General features: G+C 47.1%; 16 protein-coding genes. 14 read left to right on the top strand and 2 right to left on the bottom strand.

Annotation, left to right across the window (positions count from 1 at the left end):
• Nucleotides 1–60 precede the first annotated feature (60 nt).
• Nucleotides 61–2,454, bottom strand: a complete 2,394-nt coding sequence (locus tag ACTQ3K_RS07215) for an endonuclease MutS2 (protein WP_441566600.1) — start codon at nucleotides 2,452–2,454, stop codon at nucleotides 61–63.
• Between the two features lie 188 nt (nucleotides 2,455–2,642).
• Between ACTQ3K_RS07215 and ACTQ3K_RS07210 the strand changes: the two genes are divergently transcribed.
• The 5 genes from ACTQ3K_RS07210 to ACTQ3K_RS07190 all read left to right on the top strand — a co-directional run bounded on the left by ACTQ3K_RS07210 (nucleotide 2,643) and on the right by ACTQ3K_RS07190 (nucleotide 7,197).
• Complete coding sequence (locus ACTQ3K_RS07210) at nucleotides 2,643–4,019, top strand: S1C family serine protease (protein WP_441566598.1); 1,377 nt, start codon at nucleotides 2,643–2,645, stop codon at nucleotides 4,017–4,019.
• A gap of 24 nt (nucleotides 4,020–4,043) precedes the next feature.
• Nucleotides 4,044–4,988 (top strand): 3'-5' exoribonuclease YhaM family protein, encoded by a 945-nt coding sequence (locus ACTQ3K_RS07205; RefSeq protein WP_441566596.1) that lies wholly within the window; start codon nucleotides 4,044–4,046, stop codon nucleotides 4,986–4,988.
• 19 nt (nucleotides 4,989–5,007) lie between these two features.
• Nucleotides 5,008–6,465, top strand: a complete 1,458-nt coding sequence (rlmD, locus tag ACTQ3K_RS07200; protein WP_441566594.1) for a 23S rRNA (uracil(1939)-C(5))-methyltransferase RlmD — start codon at nucleotides 5,008–5,010, stop codon at nucleotides 6,463–6,465.
• Nucleotides 6,466–6,587: 122 nt separating this feature from the next.
• Nucleotides 6,588–6,926 (top strand): SymE family type I addiction module toxin, encoded by a 339-nt coding sequence (locus tag ACTQ3K_RS07195; RefSeq protein ID WP_441566592.1) that lies wholly within the window; start codon nucleotides 6,588–6,590, stop codon nucleotides 6,924–6,926.
• Nucleotides 6,919–7,197, top strand: coding sequence for a hypothetical protein (locus ACTQ3K_RS07190; RefSeq protein ID WP_441566590.1), 279 nt, complete (start codon nucleotides 6,919–6,921; stop codon nucleotides 7,195–7,197). Before ACTQ3K_RS07195 ends, ACTQ3K_RS07190 begins: the two co-directional genes overlap by 8 nt.
• Nucleotides 7,198–7,287: 90 nt before the next feature.
• On the opposite strand, the gene ACTQ3K_RS07185 is transcribed toward ACTQ3K_RS07190, so the two are convergent.
• The gene (locus tag ACTQ3K_RS07185) at nucleotides 7,288–7,899 is read right to left on the bottom strand and encodes a hypothetical protein (RefSeq protein WP_441566589.1); all 612 of its coding nucleotides are present in this window, start codon (nucleotides 7,897–7,899) and stop codon (nucleotides 7,288–7,290) included.
• 433 nt (nucleotides 7,900–8,332) lie between these two features.
• On the opposite strand from ACTQ3K_RS07185, the gene ACTQ3K_RS07180 reads away from it, so the two are divergent.
• Genes ACTQ3K_RS07180 through ACTQ3K_RS07140 form a run of 9 tightly spaced genes read left to right on the top strand, consistent with a single transcriptional unit; the run spans nucleotide 8,333 to nucleotide 23,881 of the window.
• Nucleotides 8,333–8,653 (top strand): hypothetical protein, encoded by a 321-nt coding sequence (locus ACTQ3K_RS07180; protein WP_441566587.1) that lies wholly within the window; start codon nucleotides 8,333–8,335, stop codon nucleotides 8,651–8,653.
• Complete coding sequence (locus tag ACTQ3K_RS07175; RefSeq protein WP_441566586.1) at nucleotides 8,614–9,303, top strand: ABC-three component system protein; 690 nt, start codon at nucleotides 8,614–8,616, stop codon at nucleotides 9,301–9,303. The genes ACTQ3K_RS07180 and ACTQ3K_RS07175 overlap by 40 nt, the downstream gene beginning before the upstream one ends.
• Nucleotides 9,287–9,742, top strand: a complete 456-nt coding sequence (locus ACTQ3K_RS07170; protein ID WP_441566584.1) for an ABC-three component system middle component 2 — start codon at nucleotides 9,287–9,289, stop codon at nucleotides 9,740–9,742. The genes ACTQ3K_RS07175 and ACTQ3K_RS07170 overlap by 17 nt, the downstream gene beginning before the upstream one ends.
• On the top strand, nucleotides 9,739–11,592 hold the full coding sequence (locus ACTQ3K_RS07165; RefSeq protein WP_441566582.1) for an AAA family ATPase: 1,854 nt from the start codon (nucleotides 9,739–9,741) through the stop codon (nucleotides 11,590–11,592). The genes ACTQ3K_RS07170 and ACTQ3K_RS07165 overlap by 4 nt, the downstream gene beginning before the upstream one ends.
• Nucleotides 11,593–11,627: 35 nt before the next feature.
• Nucleotides 11,628–11,873: a helix-turn-helix domain-containing protein gene (locus ACTQ3K_RS07160; RefSeq protein WP_441566580.1), complete on the top strand. Its 246-nt coding sequence runs from the start codon at nucleotides 11,628–11,630 to the stop codon at nucleotides 11,871–11,873.
• Nucleotides 11,874–11,896: 23 nt separating this feature from the next.
• Nucleotides 11,897–15,403, top strand: a complete 3,507-nt coding sequence (locus ACTQ3K_RS07155) for a helicase-related protein (protein WP_441566578.1) — start codon at nucleotides 11,897–11,899, stop codon at nucleotides 15,401–15,403.
• 11 nt (nucleotides 15,404–15,414) lie between these two features.
• Nucleotides 15,415–18,183 (top strand): DUF1156 domain-containing protein, encoded by a 2,769-nt coding sequence (locus ACTQ3K_RS07150; RefSeq protein WP_441566576.1) that lies wholly within the window; start codon nucleotides 15,415–15,417, stop codon nucleotides 18,181–18,183.
• Nucleotides 18,184–18,198: 15 nt separating this feature from the next.
• Nucleotides 18,199–20,523 (top strand): DUF1156 domain-containing protein, encoded by a 2,325-nt coding sequence (locus ACTQ3K_RS07145; RefSeq protein ID WP_441566574.1) that lies wholly within the window; start codon nucleotides 18,199–18,201, stop codon nucleotides 20,521–20,523.
• Nucleotides 20,507–23,881 (top strand): DUF499 domain-containing protein, encoded by a 3,375-nt coding sequence (locus ACTQ3K_RS07140; RefSeq protein WP_441566572.1) that lies wholly within the window; start codon nucleotides 20,507–20,509, stop codon nucleotides 23,879–23,881. The genes ACTQ3K_RS07145 and ACTQ3K_RS07140 overlap by 17 nt, the downstream gene beginning before the upstream one ends.
• The last annotated feature ends 13 nt before the right edge of the window (nucleotides 23,882–23,894 follow it).

Here is a 23,894-nt window from a genome sequence, read left to right as displayed (position 1 = left end):
AATTCCTCCTATTTTATGATGGATTCAGAATCTGAAACAGTCGCTTTGCCTGATAAATTTTTATTCCTTCAGTTCTGCTACCGTTACGCCAGCGCCGCCCTCTCCGAACTCTCCGAGCCGGTAGGAGGCCACGTGTTTGCTGCGCTTCAGATACTGGTGAACTGCTTTTTTTAATGCGCCGGTGCCGCGTCCGTGGATCACACGAACCTGTCCCAGATGGGCCAGCCAGGCATCGTCAATATATTTATCCAGCTCCGGAATGGCCTCGTCGGTGGTCTTTCCGATGAGATTGATCTCCGGAGAGATGGAAATGGACTTGGACATGCCGATGGAGCCGGAAGTACTTTTCTGTCGGGGCTTTTTAGAGCCGAGAGAGCCGCCCGGAGTATTGATGGTATCCTCATCGAGAAGCTCCAGATCTTTAATGTTGACCTGAGAGCGGAGGATTCCCATCTGGACATACAGATCACCCCTGGCATTGGGCAGGGTGCTGACGGTCCCCTTTAAATTCATGGACAGAACCCGGACAGAATCACCGATCTTGAATTCTTCAGCCTTATGAGCCCTTTTCGGCTTCTTTGCCTTCTGGGTCATATTGGAATTGACCTTATCAAGCTTTTCCCGGAGCTTCTGGCGTTCCTTTTCCAGCTCTTTATTGTTTCCGGCAGCCCCCAGCTTGTTGATGCGCCGGATGGTTTCATCAGCCGTTGCCTTGGCATCCGCAAGAATCCGTTTTGCCTCTTCGTTGGCGCGGGATAAGATTTTGTCCCGGCTTTCATCCAATTTTGTTTCCTTTCCGGAAAGCCGTTCCTTTAAGGCTGCGGCTTCGGATTTATACCGTTCCGCTTCCTGGCGTTCCTTTTCCAGTTCCATCCGGCTTCGTTCCAGATCTGAAAGAAGATCCTCAAAAGCGGCATCCTCCTGCCCGATCCGTTTTCCGGCGTCTTCCACCAGAAAGGCGGGAAGCCCCAGCTTTTTGGAAATGGCAAAGGCATTGCTCTTTCCGGGAATTCCGATGAGCAGGCGATAGGTGGGACGCAGAGTTTCCACGTCAAATTCACAGCTTGCGTTTTCCACCCCGTCGGTGCTGAGGGCAAACACCTTCAGCTCGCTGTAATGGGTGGTTGCCATGACACGAACCTTCATGTTATGAAGGAAGGTAAGAATGGAGATGGCGAGGGCGGCGCCTTCGGTAGGATCCGTTCCGGCACAGAGTTCATCGAAGAGCACCAGACTGGAATCATCCGCCTGATCCAGAATGGAAACAATGTTGGTCATATGGGCGGAAAAGGTACTGAGGCTCTGTTCAATGCTCTGTTCATCGCCGATATCGGCAAATACTTCTTTAAAAACGGCCAGCTCCGAGCCGTCGGAGGCGGGAATATGAAGCCCGCACTGTCCCATGACGGTAAACAGACCGACGGTCTTCAGGGATACGGTTTTACCGCCGGTATTGGGACCGGTGACCACCAGAAGATCAAAATCTTTTCCCAGCTCCAGGGAGATGGGAACGACCTTTTTCGGATCAAGAAGCGGGTGGCGTCCATGGTTGATCCGCAGGAATCCACGGGTGTTGAACTTCGGCTCCGTACAATGATAGTAGCTGGAAAGCTGCGCTTTCGCGAATACAAAGTCCAGATGGGACAGCAGCTCCAGATCGGATTCCAGATAAAGGGTCTGGGCAGCGGCCTGGCTGCTCAGGGATGCGAGAACGGCCTCGATCTCTTTCTTTTCCTGGATTTCCAGCTCCCGAAGCTCATTGTTCAGGCGGATCACAGCCATAGGCTCAATAAAATAAGTAGAACCGGAGGCAGACTGGTCATGAACCATGCCGGAGATCTGTCCCTTGTACTCGGCTTTTACCGGGAGACAGTAGCGTCCGTCTCTGGTGGTGATGACTGCGTCCTGGAGCCAGCTTCGACTGCTGTTTAAGATCGAATTTAACTGAGTGTGGATCCGGTCGCCGGTGAGCCTTATGGAGCGGCGCACATGATGGAGTCCCGGACTTGCATCATCGCTCATTTCTTCTTCTGAAAGAATGCAGCGGGTGATCTCCTGATTTAACGGTGTCAGCGGTTCCAGCAGAGAAAAGGATTCACTTAAGCTGTCGCCTGCTCCGTTTTCATCGGCAGTCCGTCCATAGGATTTTACCCGCGCGGCGGCAGTCAGAAGGCCGGAGATCTGCAGCAGCTCCGCCATACCGAGGCTTGCGCCAATGTTCAGCCGCCGGATGGAGCCGCGGATGTCACGGATTCCGGCAAAGGATACAGGCCCGTTGTGGACCAGGCGTGCAAAGGCGTCAGAGGTTTCTTTCTGTGCCAGGCGGATATCCTCGATGTGGGTCATGGGGTCTAAGCGGCGGCACAGCTCTTTTCCGGCTGCACTTCCGGCGAATCCCGCCAGGATTTCTTTTATTTTTTCAAATTCCAAGATTTTTAATGCTTTCTGATTCATAGACACTCTCCTTGCCTGTTAGTATACCAGACTTTTCCCTGGTTTTGTTAAAAAATTGGGGGAAATGACTTCAAAAAAACGGGAATATCATCTATAATGAAGAGTAGTGCTTTAACCGGAGAACAGATCCGGAGTATTTTCAACTGACCGGGCGGACTTTCAGAAAGAATACGGCAGGGAGAAGATCTATGGCAGATAAGAAGCGTGACGAAGAACAGAAAAAAGCAGAACAGCAGAAGAACAAAGCAGCCGGCGGGAGAACTGCCTGGGAACCGGAAAGCGGGACGGAACCGGAGGATTCCTTTGTCCGTGAACGCGTGCTGAACCGGATGGAATCCAGAAGACGCCGGATGCGCTGGGCCGGGCTTCTTGTAGCATCGGCGGTGGTGTTCGGCGCTGTTTCCTGCATGGTCTTTGTCCTTTTAAAGCCCCATGCGGAGCAGTGGTTTGCGAAAAAAGAACCGGAAACTCCAATCTATGTGCCACGTGATGAGGCATCGGAGACCACGGAAGCGTCCACAGAAACGGAAGCACCGGAGACTATTTCCAGTGAAGAGGATCTGAAGGACGCAGTGGAGTCAGCGGTGGAATCCTATCAGTGGAGCGTATCGGACTACCAGAGTTTATACCGGGCGCTGAACAACGTTTCCGGCGAGGCAAACCAGGGAATCGTGACGGTAACAACCAGAACCCAGACAGCGGACGCCGACTGGTTTGATAATCCCATTGAGACCGAGGGAAAAAAATCCGGTCTTGTATGGAACATCACTGACAGCGAGGTGCTGATCCTGACTGCTTATCGGGCGCAGGAAAACGAGACAACTGTGGAAGTGACGTTCAGCGGCGGTGAAAGGACAGCAGCAGTCATGAAAGCAGCAGACGCCCATACAGGGATCGCCATTGTCAGCGTGCCTCTTTCCAATCTTGCTGAGACGGTTCGGGGGCGTCTGCGTGCCGTTCCGCTGGGAAACAGCATTGATGCCAGGGCGGGCCAGCCGGTGATCGTGGTGGGAAGTCCCAAGGATTATGTGGGATCTGTGGCTTATGGTATGCTGACCTATATCCGTTCCGGCGTTCAGAAAGAAGATATGGAAGTACGGCTGCTTTGTACCGATGTTTCCACCGGAGACGGAGCGAGCGGATTTGTATTAAATATGGATGGTGCGGTTATCGGCATGATCACTGACGAGACAACAGGAACCAATACCTCTGCTGTCGGAATCTCCGGACTAAAGGCTGCGATCGAGCGCCTTTCCAATGGAGGCGGCATGGCCTATGTGGGGATTATCGGTCAGGATGTGACATCAGATATCAGCGAGCAGCACAAAATCCCCAGGGGCGTATATGTTTCCGATGTGACCCTGGAGGGTCCTGCCTACAACAGTGGGATCCAGAACGGCGATGTGATCACGGAGGTGGACGGCGAGGAGGTCCTGACTGTGAAAATGTTCCAGGGCTGTCTGGAGACCAAAAACCCCGGACAGGATGTGATCATTAAGGCACAGCGGGCCGGAAGAGACGGCTATACCCAGTTAGAATTTTCCGTTCACCTGGGAACCAGGTAGACGGCAGAGAGTTGAGGAAAAGACATGAAATATATTGAAACACTGCGCGAAGGAGAACGGGTCTCCGGTGTATATTTATGTAAAGCAAAGCAGACGGCCAAAACGAAGGGGGGAAAGACGTATTATTCTCTGATCCTTCAGGACAAGACCGGAACCATTGATGCGAAGATCTGGGAATTATCCGGCGGGATCGATCATTTTGAGCCATTGAATTATATTAAGATCGATGGCGATGTGACCAGTTATCAGGGGGCGCTCCAGTTAAATGTACGGAGGGTTCGTCTGGCCTCTGAGGGCGAGTATGTCCCCTCGGATTATCTTCCCGTTTCCGATAAGGATATTGAGACCATGTACAGTGAGCTTCTGGCTTTTGTGAAGAGCCTGAAAAACGAGAAGCTGCGAACCCTGGCGGAACGGTTCTTTGTGGAGGATCCGGCATTTATTAAAACGTTTAAGGCTCATTCAGCGGCAAAGACGGTTCATCATGGATTTGTAGGCGGGCTTCTGGAGCATACCCTCAGTGTGGCAAAGCTCTGTGATTTCTACTGTACCCGTTATTCTGTGCTCAACCGGGATCTTCTCATCGCTGCAGCGCTGTTCCATGACATCGGAAAAACAAAAGAGCTTTCCGAGTTTCCGGAGAACGATTATACCGATGATGGCCAGCTTCTGGGGCATATCGTTATCGGAACCATTATGGTTGATGAGCAGATTAAGACCATTCCTGGCTTCCCGGCCAAGACGGCATCGGAGATCAAGCACTGTATTCTGGCTCATCACGGTGAGTTTGAGTATGGCTCTCCCAAGAAGCCGGCACTGGCAGAGGCCATGGCTCTTAATTTTGCCGATAACACGGATGCAAAGCTGCAGACTGTGACGGAACTGTTCCGCAGCAATGCGGACAATAAAGACTGGCTGGGATTCAACCGGCTTCTGGATTCCAATGTGAGAATGACGACAGATATATAAAAATAATAGGAGACCTGTTTTGGAGAAAAATCAGATATTTCAGACAATGATTGAAGATATGAGCGAACAGGGCGAGGGTATAGGCAGAGTTGATGGCTATACCCTTTTTATTAAGGATGCCATCATCGGAGACCGGATCGAGGGAAAGGTTATCAAGGCGAAAAAGACCTACGGCTTCGGCCGCCTCATAAAGATCCTGGAGCCGTCCCCGTTCCGCGTCACGCCAGCCTGTCCTTCGGCTGCGCCCTGCGGCGGCTGTCAGCTTCAGGCCATGGACTATGCCCGCCAGCTTCGCTATAAAGAGGATAAAGTAAAGAATCACCTGATCCGTCTGGGAGGATTTCCGGAGGAAACTCTGCCCATGGAGCCCATTATCGGCATGAACGAGCCTTATCCCCTGCGGTACCGCAACAAGGGCCAGTTCCCCTTCGGACGTGCGAAAGACGGCCGGATCATCTATGGTTTCTACGCCGGCCGGACCCATTCCATCATAGAGACCGAGGACTGTCTTCTCGGTGCACCGGTGAACCGGGAGATTCTGGAAAAGATCCGTACCTTTATGGAAGAATATGCCATTGAGCCTTATGATGAGACTGCGCACCGAGGTCTGATCCGTCATGCACTGATCCGTGTCGGCTGTCATACCGGCGAGATCATGGTATGTCTGGTCATTAACGGAAAGCATCTGCCCCACAGCGAAGCACTGGTGAAGAGTCTTTGCAGCATTCCGGGAATGACTTCAATTTCCTTAAACATTAACTGCGAAAAAACCAATGTGATCCTGGGACGCGACATGGTCTATCTGAGTGGTACGCCCTACATTACCGACCGGATCGGCCCGCTGACCTATCGGATCTCGCCCCAGTCGTTCTACCAGGTAAATCCGCTTCAGACCGAGCGTCTTTATGGAAAGGCACTGGAATTCGCCGGCCTCACCGGCGCCGAGACTGTCTGGGATCTCTACTGCGGCATCGGCACCATCTCCTTATTCCTCGCCCAGAAGGCGAAGAAGGTCTACGGTGTTGAGATCGTTCCTGCGGCCATTGAAAATGCCCGCGAAAACGCCCGTTTAAATCACCTTGCCAACACCGAATTCTTCGTCGGCAGTGCCGAAGAAATCCTGCCGGAGTGGTATAAGTTCCACGGGGAACCAGCCGATGTCATTGTCGTTGATCCGCCCCGGAAGGGCTGCGACACAGCCCTCTTAGATACCATGCTCGCCATGTGTCCCGCCCGGATCGTCTATGTCTCCTGCGACTCCGCTACCCTCGCCAGAGATCTGAAAACCCTCTGCGCCGGAGGTTATCGCCTGGAACGGGTACAGCCCGTAGATATGTTCCCCCAGGGGGTGCATGTGGAGACGGTGTGCCTTTTGAGCAACACCCAGAGTAAGAAGAAAGAGTCCTATATTACGCTTGATGTGGAGATGGCAGATTACTATCGCATCAAGAACGAAGGGAAGAATTCTACCACCTAAGTTTCAGCCTCACAATCGAATAGGAATTTGAATAGATAAGCTGCAGATGCGGACATGATCCGAGATCTGCAGCTTGTTTTGTTTCAAGCCAAAATAGTCGATTGAAAAAGGAGGACAAACACATGGCAAAAAAGAACGAACGGGAACTGAAGGTTTGTGCACAGAGCGGATACAACTACAAATCCGTTCCGGCGATTCGGTTGATGGGGCAGTGGCTGGAAGCTGCCGGTTTCCATATCGGAGATCCGGTATTGGTTAAATGCGAGGATGGCAAGCTCATCATCAGCCTGGACACCGAAAGAGAAGAGCTGATCGAAGCAGAAAAGGCATTTCTGGAGAAAGGAACCAGAAAACTGCATGAGCGCTTCCTGAAGGAAAAGAAAGAGCTTCACGCGCAGTTTGTAGCTGAGCGGCAGGCGGAGTGTGCAAAGGATCGGGAGAGGGGGAAGGCCTATGTTTGATGCGAAAGACCTTTCTGCTTTGGATCCGAAGTATTTCTCCATCATCTTTACAGATGCCTTTGATGTAACGGTTATGAGCCGGAATACAGGACATTACTGGTTCATCCATAATCCTGAGTATCCGACACCGGGAACATGCATCATATTCCACAAGCATAAGGCATCGCATCCATATCACCAGCACGGTCGTGCGAATAGTTTGAAGCAGGCTGTCCGGAGCATACAGAGCCACGACCGGTGGCAGATGCAGGGCAGACTGTCTAAGAGATAAAATCGAATATAGAGGCACACAGCAAAAAGGAGAGCAGCATCCGGGCATGCCGCTCTCCCTTTATTTTAATCGGTCAGCAATCTCAATGAATCAATCTTTATAGTAAAGGTCTCGTGCCATTTTCTGGGCGGCCTTGATATCGGCGTATCCCTGGCTTTTGCCCAGATTTAATTCTTCGAGGATCTGGCCTTTTGAACGGTTCTGGCCGAGAAGTTCAAGGATTCTGCCATATTTGGGGTTGATGCCTTTTACTTCTGCAATCAGGTCCTTGATGATGATACCGAGAAGTACGGTGTCTTCGAGAGAAGGTGTTTCTCCGGGTTCAAAACCACTCTGATCTTCGTCGCCTTCAGCATCGTCCTGAAACTTGTTGTAAGACAGATCGTCTTCATGACCATTTTCTTTGAGAAAATCCTCTGTGCCGCCGGTTGCAATATATGTGCGAACCTGAGCGTTGAAGAATCTCATCCAATTATCAAGGGTACCTGCCTGGATAGGAGCGAAAGCTACGGGGATTTTGTGACCGTTGATATTCCAGGTCTCGATGTTGTCTCTGATGATGGACTTGTCTTTGAACATTTCCTTCGTCATGAGCATCGGTGCAAGCTCTTCGTTCGCTGCTGGCGGAATGTTGTTGTACGGTTTCTTGTTTCCGTATTTACTCTGGTTTTCGTTGCTTGAGAAATTTTTACTCTGAAACATAATTCGGGCCCTCCTTCGACCCAGGGCCGAAACGGAAGGTCCGAACTATGTCGCTGTGAACGTTATAGATTTGTACGCAAAATAAAATCGGTGGAAGGCATACAAATCGAACGGAAAATCCGTTTCGGTTTGCATCCTTTCCACCGATGGTCAGGCTGCATTACGCATTAATGGTTATTTGGTTGTGATCCTACTGCCCGGAGTAGGAATTGCAGCGGGAATCAAATGAAATATTTATCTGCGAACGCAAATAATTTATTTACTTATCACCCGAACTGTGCTATACTGTCATTTGGAGTATTGGCTTTGTTCGGAGAGTGTCTCTTCCCACACTGTCATTATATCCGAAACACCTTGAAAAGTCAGTATTTTAAGGGGTTAGAGCGGTTCCTATAAAGTTATCATAAAGTTTCTTTTTGAGGAGGTGAGCTGATTGCGGGAGCTGGTTTTAGCCACGGTAGTGGCAGAAATAAAGAATGCTTTTGTTGATGAGATCAGTGATCCTGAACTCATAGAGCTTCTTTATAGAGGTGTAGCTGAACCGTTGGGGATGACATTAAGCAAAGTGGGGAAAGGTACTGCCAGCAAAATTGTGAACAGGGCACCACAGGGCAATCCGCTTAGAATCATAAAAGGCCATTCGCAAGATCCTGAAGTTAAGTCATCAATTGGAGCCTTTTCAAAAAGAATGTCACACGGCACTTTATGCCGGGAATGGAAGAAGAAATTATCTTTCATTTTCGGGGAGATATAAAAGCAGACGGTAAAATATCTGACAGCAAAAAAGATGAGCTTCTTCGATTAGGCAAGAAGGAAACATTTGATGAATTCTTAGGACAAGTGTATCTGTATTCTCTTACCAGAGATAATGTCCTTACACCTGAGGCAAAGGCCAAGCTGGATACAGAGTTAGAGGAGTATAAGAGACATCCGCTGGAGGATGCGGAAATACCGGAAACGATAATCAAAGAAGAGCACGAATATACGACAGCGCTTGCCGCAGCTTATGCTCAAGCAGAAAACATAAAAGCCTTTCCTATGGATAGAATCGGAGAGTATCCGAAGTATGAGAAGCATCTTTCAGAACAGCGTAAGTACTATTTTGCTGCAGAGGCTGTCAGACGTAGCACACGAGATATTTACGACAAAGAGGATCAATTCGACCTGCTGAAAAGTGAAACATATGAATATATCAAGGATGATTATGAGGATCCTGCAGAAAGCGGCCTGGCTCGACTTAAAGCCGTGTTGAGAAGAGTACGAGGTTTTAATTCGAATAGATGCTGGCTTTTGAGAGATACAGATTGGGTAGGTGTACCCCAGAAAAAAGGGGTATGTCACTTCCTTGTAAAGGACGGCACTATAGAAGGGTGGGTGAGAGACGACGATGGACCGATTGTTTAATTCAACGTTTGAAAACTCTTTACGCCTGCTGTTATTGCTGGATGAATATGATATGCCGCAGACGCAGGATATGCTCTATGCGGTGGATTTTATGACGATATACAGTGAGCCGTTTGGTTTATCAGAGCAGAATCTTAACGGCGATAATGACCTGAAATTTAGTGAGTTTGCTTCGCAAAGGGATCTTGTAAAGAAAGCATTAAAGGAACTTGTTTTGAACGGTACTGCAGAGGCTGTCAGCTACAAGGATGGTCTATCATATATCATCACCCCGGAGGGGGAGGACTACTGTGGTGCTCTAACGAGTGAATATGCTCGTGAGTACAGAAAAGCCGCAAAATCTGTCATTAATGCAACAAAAGGAAAGTCCGAGAGATCACTGATTGCAGAGATATTTAAGCTCGGCGGAAAATCTTATCGACAGGAGGGTCATCAATGAGCAGATTTTATATTACAAAGATTGCTGCCTCCGGAGAGAAGGTTGAGTATTCATCAGTACCATTTAAGGATGGCGTTAATTTTATTGAAGGACCTTCTAATACGGGAAAGTCTTATGTTATTGGCTGTATTGACTTCATGTTTGCCGGGAAAGAGGTACCTTTTTCAAAAGATGATACCGGTTACGACACTGTCATGCTGGAAATGGAGTCTGACGATGGTTATTCATTTAAGGCTGAAAGAAAGATAGAAGACGGAAGCAGCGGTGATAAGGGATCGAACGTTGTAAAAGTATACTCTGATTTTCCAGGAGTAGACAAAGACGAATATAAAGTTGGTAACGGGGAATACAGCACGTTACTGTTGAGTCTTATAGGTATCGATAAAGTCCCTAAAATTATCGCAACGCAGGCACCGACGGATGAAGAAATGACTATTCGAACTATCTTTCATTTCTTCTTCCTGAGTGAAGAAAATATATTTGAAAAGCGAACTCCGCTTGATAATCCGGATCATTCCAAGATTACCAAGAGTCTGACTTCGCTTATCTATCTCCTTACAGCCGATGATTTAAACCGTTTCCTGCCCAAAATCAGCGTTGAGGAGCTAGAGAAGAGAGCTACCCGGAAGGCAGGGGTCATTAGTTACCTGAATCAGAAGATAGCGGACTTGTCAAAACAGAAGGAACAGCTCGAAGAAGCTTTGGCTGCTGATGATGGCGTAGATATTGATGCCAAGATAGACGAGTTTGTGGCTGAAATAGAAAAGGTTGAAAGGCAGATTGTCGATGCTTCTGAGGAAAGCCGGAAGTTACTTGCACAAATATATGAAGTGAATGCAAAGCTTCAGGAAGCCAGATTCCTGGGCAATAGATACCGGGCACTCCATTCACAATATATGTCTGATATTAAGAGATTGAATTTTATCGTGGATGGCGACGCTAAGGGGAAGACCATTCATCACAAGGATAATTGTCCGTTCTGCGGGCATGAGATGGATGCCGAGGAAGAGGATCGTACTTCATACGTTGAATCTGCTAAATCCGAGCTTGCACGTATCAGACTGCAATTGGGTGATCTGGAAGTAACGGAGACAGATACCAGAAAAGAGATAAAAGAACTTGAAGAAACGCTGAAGGCATTAAATGCTCAGAACAGTAATATTACAAAACTGTTGAATCAAAATCTCAGACCTCATGCTGCAGAGCTCAGAGCTGCTGTCGCAGAGTTCCGTAGAATTCAGCATGTAAGGCAGCAACTGCAGTCCATTGCATATATGTCAACGGAATTGGGAACAGATGTCTTCGAGAAGGAAAATGAAGAGGATGAGACTGCGACAAAGTTTGATGCAAAGAAGAACTTTGATAAAAATATCTGGAAGGACTTGAGTGAGTCCGTCAATGAAATGATAAAAGATTGCGCTTATACCGGAAAGCCAGAGTCATATCTGAACATTAATACAGCTGATGTTGTTGTTGGGGGAAGACATAAGAAAAACCAGGGTAAAGGATATCGGGCATTTCTTAATACGATAATGCTTTTCAACCTGATGAAGTACCTTGAGAGCAGCGGAAAGTATGCGGCACATTTTCTTGTGTTGGATTCGCCAATCCTGTCTCTGAAGGAAAAGAAGTACAGCATCAAAGAAAGCGAGAAGGCCACAATAGGAATGAGGGAATCGTTGATCCAATACATTATCGATCATTGTGGCAATAATCAGCTGATCGTGGCTGAAAATGAGCTCCCGGAGACAGTAAATTATCAGAATGCTAATAGGATAACGTTTACGATGGATGAAGAGCAGGGGCGGTATGGATTCCTGCAAAGTGTAAGAAATCCTGAAGAAGAGTAACAAGTATTGTATGTGAAATGATAGAGGAAAGAGCCATGAAAAAAACCATAAGTTACGATAAGCTCTGGAAAAAACTGATTGATAAGAAGTGGAATCGCACAAAACTGAAGGAGGAAAGCGGAATCAGCACCGCTTCGCTTGCAAAGCTAGGGAAAAACGCGAATATTACGACAGATGTTCTGGTGAAGATTTGTAATGCTCTTGAGTGCGATTTCTCAGAAATCATGGAGATGGTTGAAGTGGCTGAAACTACGGATAAAAATGCCACGGAACAGAAATAAGTAGATGAAAGGACTGACATTATATGTCAAAGCTTGAAGAACTGACTGTTGGCTGCAGCGTCAATGGTCTTGTGAATAATGAATCGGTACAGGTAGTTGCTGTTAAATGGTTTGGCAGCTCTGTGCTTGAGATCACATATAAGAACAGCCAGGGACTTCTTGCAAATCAGCTCCTGTACCGAGAAGATGAGGCAAGACTTGAGGTGCAGGATGCTAATCTTCCGTGGAGCTTCGACGCGGATGGCGATACAGTGCGCCTTGCTTCAGAGGCGTACAGGATCAATCTTGCTCACATCTTTGATCCGTATCTGGCTGTGCATACATCATCCATTGAGCCATTGCCTCATCAGATTTCTGCTGTATACCAGGAGATGCTGCCACGTTTGCCGCTCAGATATATTCTTGCAGATGACCCGGGAGCAGGAAAGACGATCATGACCGGATTGCTGCTTAAGGAATTAATCATCCGCGGCGATCTTAAGAGATGCCTGATCGTATCTCCTGGAAGCCTTTCTGAACAGTGGCAGGATGAGCTTTACAGCAAGTTCCATCTGAAATTTGAAATTCTCACCAATGACCGGTTTGAAGCGGCTGTAAGCGGGAATGTCTTTGAAGAGGTAAATCTGTGCATCGTCAGGTTGGATAAGCTGGCAAGGAATGAGGCGCTTCAGGAGAAGCTCAAGGTGACAGAATGGGACCTGATTGTAGTCGATGAGGCCCATAAAATGTCTGCTACTGTGTGGGGCGGAGAAGTCAAGTATACCAAGAGGTTCTTATTGGGAAGGCTTCTTTCTGATATAACCAGGCATTTTCTGCTGCTGACGGCAACGCCTCATAATGGCAAAGATGAAGATTTCCAACTGTTTATGTCTTTGATAGATCCGGAGCGATTTGCCGGTGCCCAGAGAACAAGTAATCAGGCAATCGATGTTTCGGATGTTATGCGAAGACTGGTTAAGGAAGATCTGCTGAAGTTTGACGGTACACCTCTGTTCCCGGAGCGCCGTGCATATACTGTAAATTATGATCTGTCTCCGAAGGAGTCAGTGCTATATCACGAAGTAACATCCTATGTGCAGGAGGAGTTTAACCGTGCTGATCAGCTTTCAAATGAGCGGAAGAACACGGTTGGCTTTGCGTTGACTATTTTGCAGAGAAGACTTGCTTCATCACCTGAGGCTATCTATCAGTCCCTGCACAGAAGAAGGGAACGGCTGGAAAACAGGCTGAATGAAGAAAAGCTTGGAAAGAGAGCTGAGGAATACAGATCTTCCATCAATTATGATGCGGATTATGATGATGACGATTATTCCTCAGAAGAAATCGAAAGAGAAGAAGAGAATGTAGCAGATCAGGCATCTGCGGCTCGAACCATTCAAGAGTTGGAGGCTGAAATCAGGACTCTTAAGCGTCTGGAAAGGATTGCTAATGAAGTACGTCTCAGCGGAGAAGACCGTAAGTGGGACGAACTTTCAAAACTGCTTCAGGACAATGAATGCATGTTCACAGCTGATGGCCAGCGCGAGAAACTGATTATATTTACGGAGCATAAAGATACACTACGGTATTTGACGGATAAGATCCGAACTTTGTTTGGCAGTGATGATTCCGTCGTTACCATACATGGCGGAATGCTCAGAGATGAACGCCGGAAGGTGGAGGAAATGTTCCGCCAGGATAAGAATGTCCGTATCATGATTGCAACAGATGCTGCCGGTGAAGGTATCAACCTGCAGCGTGCTCACCTGATGATCAATTATGATTTGCCTTGGAATCCGAATCGACTGGAACAGAGATTTGGGCGTATTCACCGTATCGGTCAGACAGAGGTCTGCCATCTTTGGAATCTGGTATCCCAGGAAACAAGAGAGGGTATGGTCTTCCAGTGTCTGTTCAATAAGCTGGAAGAGGAAAGAGCTGCCTTAGGCGGCAAGGTATTTGATATCCTTGGCGATATGACATTTGAGAATAAGCCTCTTAGGGAACTGCTTATTGAAGCTATCCGTTACGGAAATGACCCAAAGGTGCGTGAGCGGCTGTGGCAGGTAGTGGATCATTCAATGAATACAGATAAGTTCAGAGAACTGATCTCTGAGAATGCTCTCACAGAGGATTCGATGGACGTCTCCAAGGTAATGGAGATCAAGGAAGAGATGGAACGTGTAGAGGCACATAAGCTTCAGCCTCACTTTATTGAAGCGTTCTTTATCGAAGCATTCAAATCTCTTGGTGGAAAAATTCACAAGAGAGAGCATGGAAGGTACGAGATTACATCGGTGCCTTTTGCCATTCGTAATAGAGATATGCAGATTGGATTCGGAGAGTCAGTACTTCCGAGATATGAACGAATCTGCTTTGAAAAAGATGACTGTAATATTCCGGGACTTGTGCCGGCTTCATTGATCTGCCCAGGACATCTGCTCCTGGATGCAACGGTAGATCTGATAAGAGAGAGAAATGCTGATGCGCTGAAGCATGGATCCATCTTCATCGATGATGAGGATTATGGAAGGGATCCGAGGCTGCTTTTCTATATTGAGGATGCCATTCAGGATGGAGTGATTCTTCCAAACGGGAATAAGCGCGTCATTTCAAAGAATGTACATTTTGTAGAGTTGAAAGAAGACGGAACTGCGAAGAATGCAGGATATGCTCCATACCTGGATTATCGTGCTGCTTCGGAAGAGGAAACCAAAGCTATTCTGGATTATGCGAAATCTCAGGCATGGCTGTCTCAGGGAGTCGAAGAACGTGCTCAGGGGTATGCGATCTCCGAAATCATTCCGGAGCATTTCACAAGAGTCAAGGCACATAAACTGGAGATGCTGGATAAGATCGCTAAGGCTGTTAAGGATCGAATGACACAGGAGATTCAGTATTGGGATTTCAGAGCAATTGATCTTCGCGAGAAAGAGGCAGCAGGCAAAGGAAATCAACGACTGACATCAGCTAATGCTGCGAGACGCGCGGAGGAACTTGAAGCCAGGATGCAGAAACGGCTTGCCGAAATAGATACTGAGCGAATGATATCTGCAATGCCGCCAGTTATAGTAGGCGGATCTCTTGTCATTCCCAAAGGCTTGCTTCATATCCTGACGCATCAGGCAACACCTGACACATTCAGCCAGGGAGACCGGCAGGCTGTAGAACATGCAGCAATGAAGGCGGTCATGGACATTGAGTTAAGGTTAGGCAATACGCCTACTGATGTTAGTGCTGCCAAATGCGGTTATGATGTCGAATCCCGAATTCCGGAGCGGATAAGAGCATATGCAAGGGCGCTTCGAATGATAGAGGTAAAAGGCCGTAAGAAGGGCTCCACTACAGTAACGGTATCCAAGAATGAGATTCTGACCTGTCTGAATAAGCCGGATGAATTCATCCTTGCAATCGTTGAAGTGGATGGAGATAAGACAAGAACCGTCTATTTGAAGAAGCCGTTTAAAAATGCACCGGATTTCACAGCGACAAGCGTGAACTTCGACATTGTTGACCTGATCAATAACGCAGAAATTGAGTACCAAGAGTGAGGAGAAACAGTATGGCAACAAAAAAGCTGATTGAGGTCGCATTGCCTCTTGAGAAGATAAATGATGCATCAGCAAGAGAAAAGTCAATTAGACACGGTCATCCATCTACACTTCATTTATGGTGGGCCAGGCGTCCGCTTGCAGCGGCACGAGCTGTGATTTGGTCATCATTGGTTGATGATCCATCATCACATCCGGAACTCTTTCCAACTGAAGAGGATCAGAATAAAGAACGGCAGAGGCTTTTTAAAGTACTAGAAGATCTTGTTGTTTGGGAAAATTCTAACAATACAGAAATCCTTGGGAGAGCAAGAGAAGAGATTTTGAGATATTCTCATGGAAACATTCCGGCTTTATTGGATCCTTTTGCAGGTGGAGGAGCAATACCTCTTGAGGCACAGCGACTGGGCCTTGAGGCACATGCTCATGACCTCAATCCTGTTGCTGTAACTATTAACAAATCCATGATAGAAATCCCTGTGAAATTTTCTGGCATGCCTCCAATAAACCCGAGAAGTACTGTTCAGAAATTTGGTGAAGTCTGGTCACGTTCGGAAGGATTGGCTAGCGATGTGGAGTACTATGGAAATCTTCTTAGGGATAAATGCTTTGACAAAGTTGGAAGTTATTATCCTAAAGTGATTGTTCCTAAAGAAATGGGAGGCGGGGATGCGACAGTCATAGCATGGTTATGGGCAAGAACTTGTACTTGTACAAATCCAGCATGTAAAAAGGAAATGCCCCTGATTAGGAATTTTAATATTTCTAAGAAAAAGGGAAAAGAAGCACATGTGGAATGTGATACATCTACAGGAAGCCTTAAATTTATTGTGAAAAAAGGGCTGAGTAAAGTAGATGGAACCATAAGTCGCACTGGTGCAAAATGTGTATTTTGTGGTTCTAGTGTTGACTTGGCAGATATTCGTATACAAGGAAAAGCTGGGGGGATTGGAGATAGGCTGATTGCCGTAGTGGCTGAAGGACAGAGAGGACGATTATTTATAACGCCTGATGACGAACAACAGTCTGCAGCAAGCTCAGTAAAGCGGCCCGAAATAGAATTGGGAGATTTAGCACATTATCCTGGCTATATTAATCCTCCTGCATATGGATTCACTACTATAGAATCAATATTTACAGATCGACAGCTTAATACGCTTGTTGAAATGTGCAATGCTTTAAATGAAATAAAATCAAATATTCACGAAGATGCGTCATTTGTGAGTGATAACCCTCTTTATAGAAATTTCAATTTGGCAGATTATGAAAATGCAATAGTGGTTTATATGGCATTTTTAATTGATCAGGTGCTACAGCATAGTTCTTCGATTTGTAGCTGGAATGCCCCTAATACACAAATGAGAAGCACTTTTGGAATGACGGGAATGTCAATGGCTTGGGATTATGCAGAATGTAATCTTTTCAGTCACTCAACCGGAAGTTTCAATAATCTCCTTGAGAGGATGGTGAAAGGCTTTGAATTGCTTGGGACAGGAAAAGAAGGAGTTGCAAAACAATTTGATGCACAAACAGATACCGGAATGAGAAACATCCTAGTATCAACAGATCCACCATATTATAACAATGTTCCATATGCGGATTTTTCGGATTTCTTCTATGTATGGCTGAGAAAAAATATTCAAGGTATTTATCCAGAGTTGTTTAGGACAATGTTAGTTCCTAAAAAAGAAGAATTGGTGGCTGACCCATATAGGGAAGATCGTGGCATTGCTGGAGCAAAGAAGTTCTTTGAAGATGGCATGTATGAGACATTTAGTCAAGTATATGAATATAGCGGCGATGAATATCCTGTAACCATTTATTATGCATTTAAGCAGAGCGATACTGAAAAAACGGATGAAGAAGGGACGCAAGCGTCAACCGGTTGGGAAATAATGCTGTCCGCAATAATTAGGGCGGGCTTTTCCATAACGGGAACTTGGCCTATAAGAACTGAAAAACAAGGAAGAGTTGTTGGTAATGGCCAGAATGCGCTAGCATCATCTATTGTCTTGGTTTGTCGCAAAAGACCAAGCGATGCATCTGTTTGTACCCGAAGAAATTTTATCAATGAATTAAAAAGAGAATTAAAACCCGCTCTTAGAAATCTTCAGAGTAGTAATATAGCACCTGTGGACTTGGCCCAGTCGGCAATTGGACCAGGCATAGGCGTATACTCTAAATATTCTCAGGTACTCGATGCAGATGGTACACCTATGACTGTTAGAAGTGCATTGCAAATCATTAATCAGGAACTAGACTTATATTTTAATGAACAGGATAGCGATTTGGATACGGAGAGCCGTTTCTGTGTTGATCTCTATTCGCAGAGTGCCTTCAATGAGATCCCATTCGGCGATGCCAATACTCTTGCGACGGCAAAGAATACATCTGTTGCAATCATGGCTTCCCACGGAACACTTTATGCCCAAAAAGGAAAAGTCCATCTGATTGAGCGTCCGGAATTGCCAACCAGAATAGATTCCAACGAGAGTAGCATCTGGCTTCTGTGCCAGCAACTGACGTACAAGATGGAGAAGGAAGGCATTGAAGGCTGTGCAGTAGCAATTGCCAATATGTACGGATCCAACGCAGAACGGGCGAAGGATCTGGCATATCGCCTTTATACCATTGCTGAAAGAAAGAAGTGGGCTCAGGAAGCGTATGCCTACAATGCTTTGGTCGTTGCATGGCCGGAGATTCAGTCCAGAGCTGCAGAATTGAAAGCAATTGTTCCTCAGCAGCTTACTTTGGAGGACTTTATGAACAATAACAATTAACATGAGGTGGTGTTTATGCCATATAAGAAGTTGATCGAAACAGTCATACCTGTTTCCAAAATCAACACAGAGACAGAAAGGGAAAAGACTGCCAGGAATGGGATGCCATCGAATGTTCATATTTGGTGGACGCGGGATCCTATGGCTGTTGCTCGTACTTCCATATTTGAATCTCTGGTTGATGATCCTGCAGAGCATCCGGAATTGTTTCCGACAAAGGATGAGCAGGATACAGAAAGGGAGAGGCTGTTACGAATTGCAGAATCTCTGTCTGAGATAGAGAGCGCAGATAGAAAAGATATATTAGAGATTGCCCTAAAGGAGATTCAGAGGAATGCATCCGGGCAACTGCCAACAGTGTTTGATCCTTTTGTGGGAGGCGGCACCATTCCGGTTGAGGCACATCGACTTGGATTAAGGAGTCGTTCCTCCGATCTGAATGCTGTGGCCGGAATGATTACCACAGTGGTTTCTGACATTCCGTCACGGTTCTCGGATACAGTTCCGGTACATCCGAGAACTGAAATGACGCTGGATATAGAGCTCCCAGGCGCTTCCGGATTTGCTGAGGATGTCCGCTATTATGGAGAAAAGCTACAGGAGAAAGCGTTCCAGAAGATTGGGTATCTATATCCGAAGGTGAAGGATCCGGAAAGTGATAAGGAACTGGATGTATCTGCTTGGATCTGGGCGAGAACTGTCAAATGCCCGAATCCGTCATGTGGGTGCAATATTCCTCTTTCTTCCAGCTATGACCTTGCAAAGAAGAAAGGCAGCGAAGCATGGGTAGAGCCTGTTGTTGAAGAAGGAAAGATATCCTTTAAGATGCACAGGGAACCTAATCCTGGAGGAAAGCTTAAACCGAAGGTCGCACAAACAGCAGTATTTAAGTGCCCAGCTTGCGGAGAGATCACTCCAGATGCTTATGTGAAAGAATGCGGAATTAAACATAGCATTGACAGTCAGCTGATCGCAGTCGTAGCAGACAATGGAAAGAAGCGATTGTACCTGGAAGCGACTACAGAGCAAGAGAAAGCTGCGCAAGTTAATACCCCGAAGAATGTCCCTCATGGGGACCTGCCGAATTTTCCGAAGAGATTCTCTCCGCCTTCGTTTGGATTGACAGATTATGCAGATTTATTTACGAACCGGCAGTTAGTATTCATCACATCAATGATGGATCTGGCGAAAGAGATGCAATCGGACATCGAAAAGGATGCATTAGAAAAGGGCTTTGTTGATGACGGAATCACATTTGCAGATGGTGGATGCGGCGCACTTGCATATGCGGAAGCTGTTAGGATTACGCTGATACTCACAATCAGTAAGCTACTTGATCGGTGTTCCAATATATGCAGCTGGAGTACAAGCAGTGGTGGCTCACTCAGAAATGTCTTTTCCAGGGCAGCGATGCCAATGATATGGGATTATGCCGAAGGAAATCCTTTTGCAGGGGCCGGAGGAAGCTTCGCAAACGCTTTGTCACGAACATGTGATACCCTTGCTCTTTTGCCTGCCGGTGTTGATGGGATTACAAAGGTTGCCGACGCAGTCATGCCAAATGATGTGAAGGATGCAATGATAGTTACAACTTTGCCGTACTACGACAGGGCAAGCTATTCAGATCTTTCAGATTTCTTCTATGTGTGGATGAAGTATGGACTGGGAGACCTTTATCCAACCTACTTCTCAGGAGATATTTCTCCAAAGCAGGAAGATATGACCGCATTCTCTCACCGATATGGGGGTGATAAAAAGAAGGCGGACATGATTTACGGAGAGAGCTTAGGTGTAGCAGTGAAGAATCTATATGTAAGCGCATCAGCAGACTTTCCGTCATTGGTCGGATTCATTTATAAGGGAAACAATTCTTCAGACAATGAAGAACTCAGCGAATGGGAGTATTTCATTGATGCTGTATGTAATGCAGGCTTTTCTGTTACAGCATCCTGGCCTTTGGGAAGGAAGTACGAAGAAAGTATTGAACTGGCTGAATCAAGAGGCATTCCGGTTACAGTGGTTCTGCGGAAGAAGAAAGAGGATAGTTCGCAGATTACCAGGCGTTCCTTTGTCGCGGCTGTGAAAAGAGAAGTGCCAACACTGATTGAAGAAACAAGCAGTAAGGTCGGGATAATGGATCTAAGAGCATCAGTTGTCGGCCGAGCATTAAATATATACACAAGAAATAAGCAGGTTTTGGATGCGGACGGTTCCAGTATGAAGCCGCATATGGCATCCCGAATCATAGAACAGGAAATTGATACGCTGATCTCTGCGTATTACGAGGAAGCATCGAAAGCCGTAAGTGAGGAGGAAACAGATCATGGCAGAGAATCTTGAGTATGTACAGAAGGGATTCCGGATTCTTCATCCTTTGATGGCTGCGTACATAGCGCAGGAGATGAGTCGGGAGTACAAAGACGGATGGTGGCAGGAAGTATTGTCATCTATCGGTGAGCAGGGATGGGATCTCCCAACTTCCGGAGAATGGGGAGAACTGGTGGATTCTCTGGATGTGGCCAATTGTCTCCGCTTACTGGACAGACAGTGGGGCCCACTTTTCAGACGCCATCTTGCTAGAGATAGGAGAGCATGGGCAACAGAGCTTATGGGCGTTCGTAATGTGGTTTCGCACGCCGGATCTCAGGATATGCCGAAGGATGATGCTGAACGAGCTCTCGATACGATGGCGCGGCTTTGTGCTGACTTTGACCTGCAGGGGGCAGAGGAAATCCGCACGATTCTCAGAGAACTGAGGTATGGAACCAGCATGGGGTCCACCACAGTTACCGAGGGCAATTCTGAGCCGCAGGCACCGGCAAAAAAGAAAAAGGAAGAGGTCGGTGTTCTTACAAGGATCAATGGATCTAAGCTTCCGAGTTGGCGTGAGATCATAGAGCCTCATCCGGATGTGGCACAGGGAAGATATTTGAACGCTGAGTTTGCGGCAGATCTTTCTCAGGTTGCCAGAGGCGAAGGAGCTTTTGAATATAGAGATCCAGTTGAATTCTTTGCCCGTACTTATGTTACAGAGGGCATGAAGGGACTTTTGATACAGGCGCTGAAGCGCTTTGGTGGGAAGGACGGAGAACCGGTCCTGCAGCTGAAGACCGCTTTCGGTGGTGGTAAAACACACAGCTTGCTGGCGCTGTATCATATGTCTCGTGGCGGGGTTCCGCTTGATAAAATACCGAATCTGAAAGCAGTAATGGCAGATGCCGGCGTATCAGAACTGCCGAATGCCAAGGTTGCTGTACTGGTTGGTACTGCTATGGATCCGTCAAGGTCAAAGAGACCGACCAACCTTCCGGGGATTACGATTAATACGATCTGGGGAGAGATGGCTGCTCAGCTGGCGATTGCTGCAGGAGATCCGAAGCTTTATGACTACGTAAAGGATGCAGACAAGAAGGGCGTATCACCGGGAAGCCTTGCCCTGAAAAACTTGTTTGATGCATGTGGGCCTTGCCTCATCTTGATGGACGAGCTGGTTGCTTACGCAAAGAAAATCTATGGCATTGAAGGGCTGCCTTCAGGCTCTTTTGATAATTTCATTTCCTTTATTCAGGAGATAACAGAAGCGGCAAGTGCCAGCAAGAATAGTATGGTTGTAGCTTCGATTCCGGAATCTGCTGTTGAAATCGGTGGAGATGCCGGCCAGAAGGCACTGGAAGCAATCGAGCACACATTTGGCCGTAAAGAATCCATCTGGAAGCCGGTAGCAGCAAATGAAGGATTTGAGGTCGTAAGAAGAAGACTCTTCCTGGATTGCAAGAAGCCAGAGGAAAGGGATCAGGTTTGTGCTGCGTTCAGCCAGATGTATCAGGATAATCAGGGTGATTTCCCGATTGATGCAAGAGAAGTCGAGTACAGAAATCGTTTGATTTCCTGCTATCCGATTCATCCGGAAATATTCGATCGTCTGTATGAGGAATGGGCAACAATGGAACACTTCCAGCGTACCCGTGGCGTTCTGCGTCTGATGGCAGCAGTTATTCATGAACTTTGGATGGCAAACGATGCCAGCGCTATGATTATGCCGGGCTCTCTGCCGTTGGATATTCCGACAGTAAAGGATGAGCTGGTTCGTTATCTTCCGGAAACGTGGAATGCCATCATTGATTCTGAGGTTGATGGTAAGAATGCGGTACCATATCAGCTTGATAAATCGACGATTAGATATGGGCAGAAGATGGCAGCAAGGCGTGTCGCCAGAACGATCATGCTTGGAAGTGCTCCTACGGTTCGTGCTCAGAGTATTCGTGGCATTGAGGCATCCCGTATTCGCCTTGGAGTAATCCAACCAGGTGAAAACATTGCTGACTTTAATGATGCTCTGAATACGCTGCGTGGATCGCTTTCGTATCTGTATGCGGATCCGGCAGGAAACCGCTATTGGTATGATACCCGTCCGACGCTTCGGAAGACAGCATCGGATCGTTCTTCTCAGATGGCGAGCTCTGATGTTGAATATGAGATCGAGAAGAGACTCAGGGACCTTCGAAAGGAAACTCCGTTTGCTGGCCTTCATGTTTGCCCGGCATCGTCAAGTGATGTGTCTGATGAGCAGGCAGTAAGACTGGTTGTCTTAAGACCGGCGGATACATATAAGCAGAATAAGCCGAATTGTAAGGCGCTTGCAAAAGCAGAAGAGATTCTGAATAACAGAGGAACTGCGCCGAGAACTTATAGGAATATGCTGGCGTTTGTTGCACCGGACGAAGGGCTGCTTCCGAGCCTTCAGAAGGCTGTGAGCGATCTTTTAGCATGGGAATCCATCAAGACAGACAGCACAAGGCTGAATCTGGATGCTGCTCAGAATGCTGAGACGGCAAGCAATATCTCCAGGTGCAATGAAACTGTTAATAGCCGCCTGAAGGAAGTGTATTGCTGGCTGATCGTTCCGAGCATTGACAGTGGTGCTGATATGAAGACCATCATCTGGGACACTGACCGGCTGGTAGGCGTTGAGCCGATCGTCTCCAAGGCAGCAGCAAAGATGATCCAGAATGAACAGATCATCACGAAGTGGGCACCGTCCCTTCTGAAGATGGAATTGGATAATCTGCTTTGGAAGGATGACAATCATATTCAGGTTAAAAAACTGTGGGAGTATCTCACAACGTATTGCTATCTGCCGAGACTTGCGAATTTCTCTGTACTGGAGAGTACAATCCGTGCTGGCGTAGCAAGTGATGAGGCATTTGCAATCGCATCTTCTATCAGTGATGAACGGTATACCGGGCTGAGATATGATACTTCGATTATGGATGTGTATCCAAGTGACTATCTTGTGAAGGTGCTCAATGCGCTGAAGCAGCTGAATCAGGAAAAACAGGAGCAGCAGTCTGGAACCGCCGGTGGCAATGATGATTCTACATCAACAGCATCTGCCGGTGGATCTGAACAGATTTCCGGAGGAACTGGCTCTGGTTCTGGAGAGACTGTTCAGCCTAAGCAGGTCGGGGATACCAGGTTCTTTATGAGTGTGAAGCTGGATAATACCAGAGTCATCCGGGATCTTCAGAAGTATCTGGACGAAGTTATTACGCATTTGTCTACGACTGACAATTGTGAGGTGGAGCTTTCTCTGGAAGTCAGTGCGAATGCGCCTGATGGCTTCACGCCGGAGACGGTCCGCACGGTGTCAGAGAATTGCCGGACGCTTAGAGTGGATGATTTTGGATTTGACAAGTAACCGGTGTGTTTAT

The sequence above is a fragment of the Candidatus Paralachnospira sp. LCP21S3_A2 genome, assembly GCF_052118925.1.
Taxonomy (GTDB): Bacteria; Bacillota; Clostridia; order Lachnospirales; family Lachnospiraceae; genus Lientehia.
The sequence above is the reverse complement of the archived record's forward strand: the minus strand, read 5'-3'. Positions and strand labels throughout refer to the sequence as shown.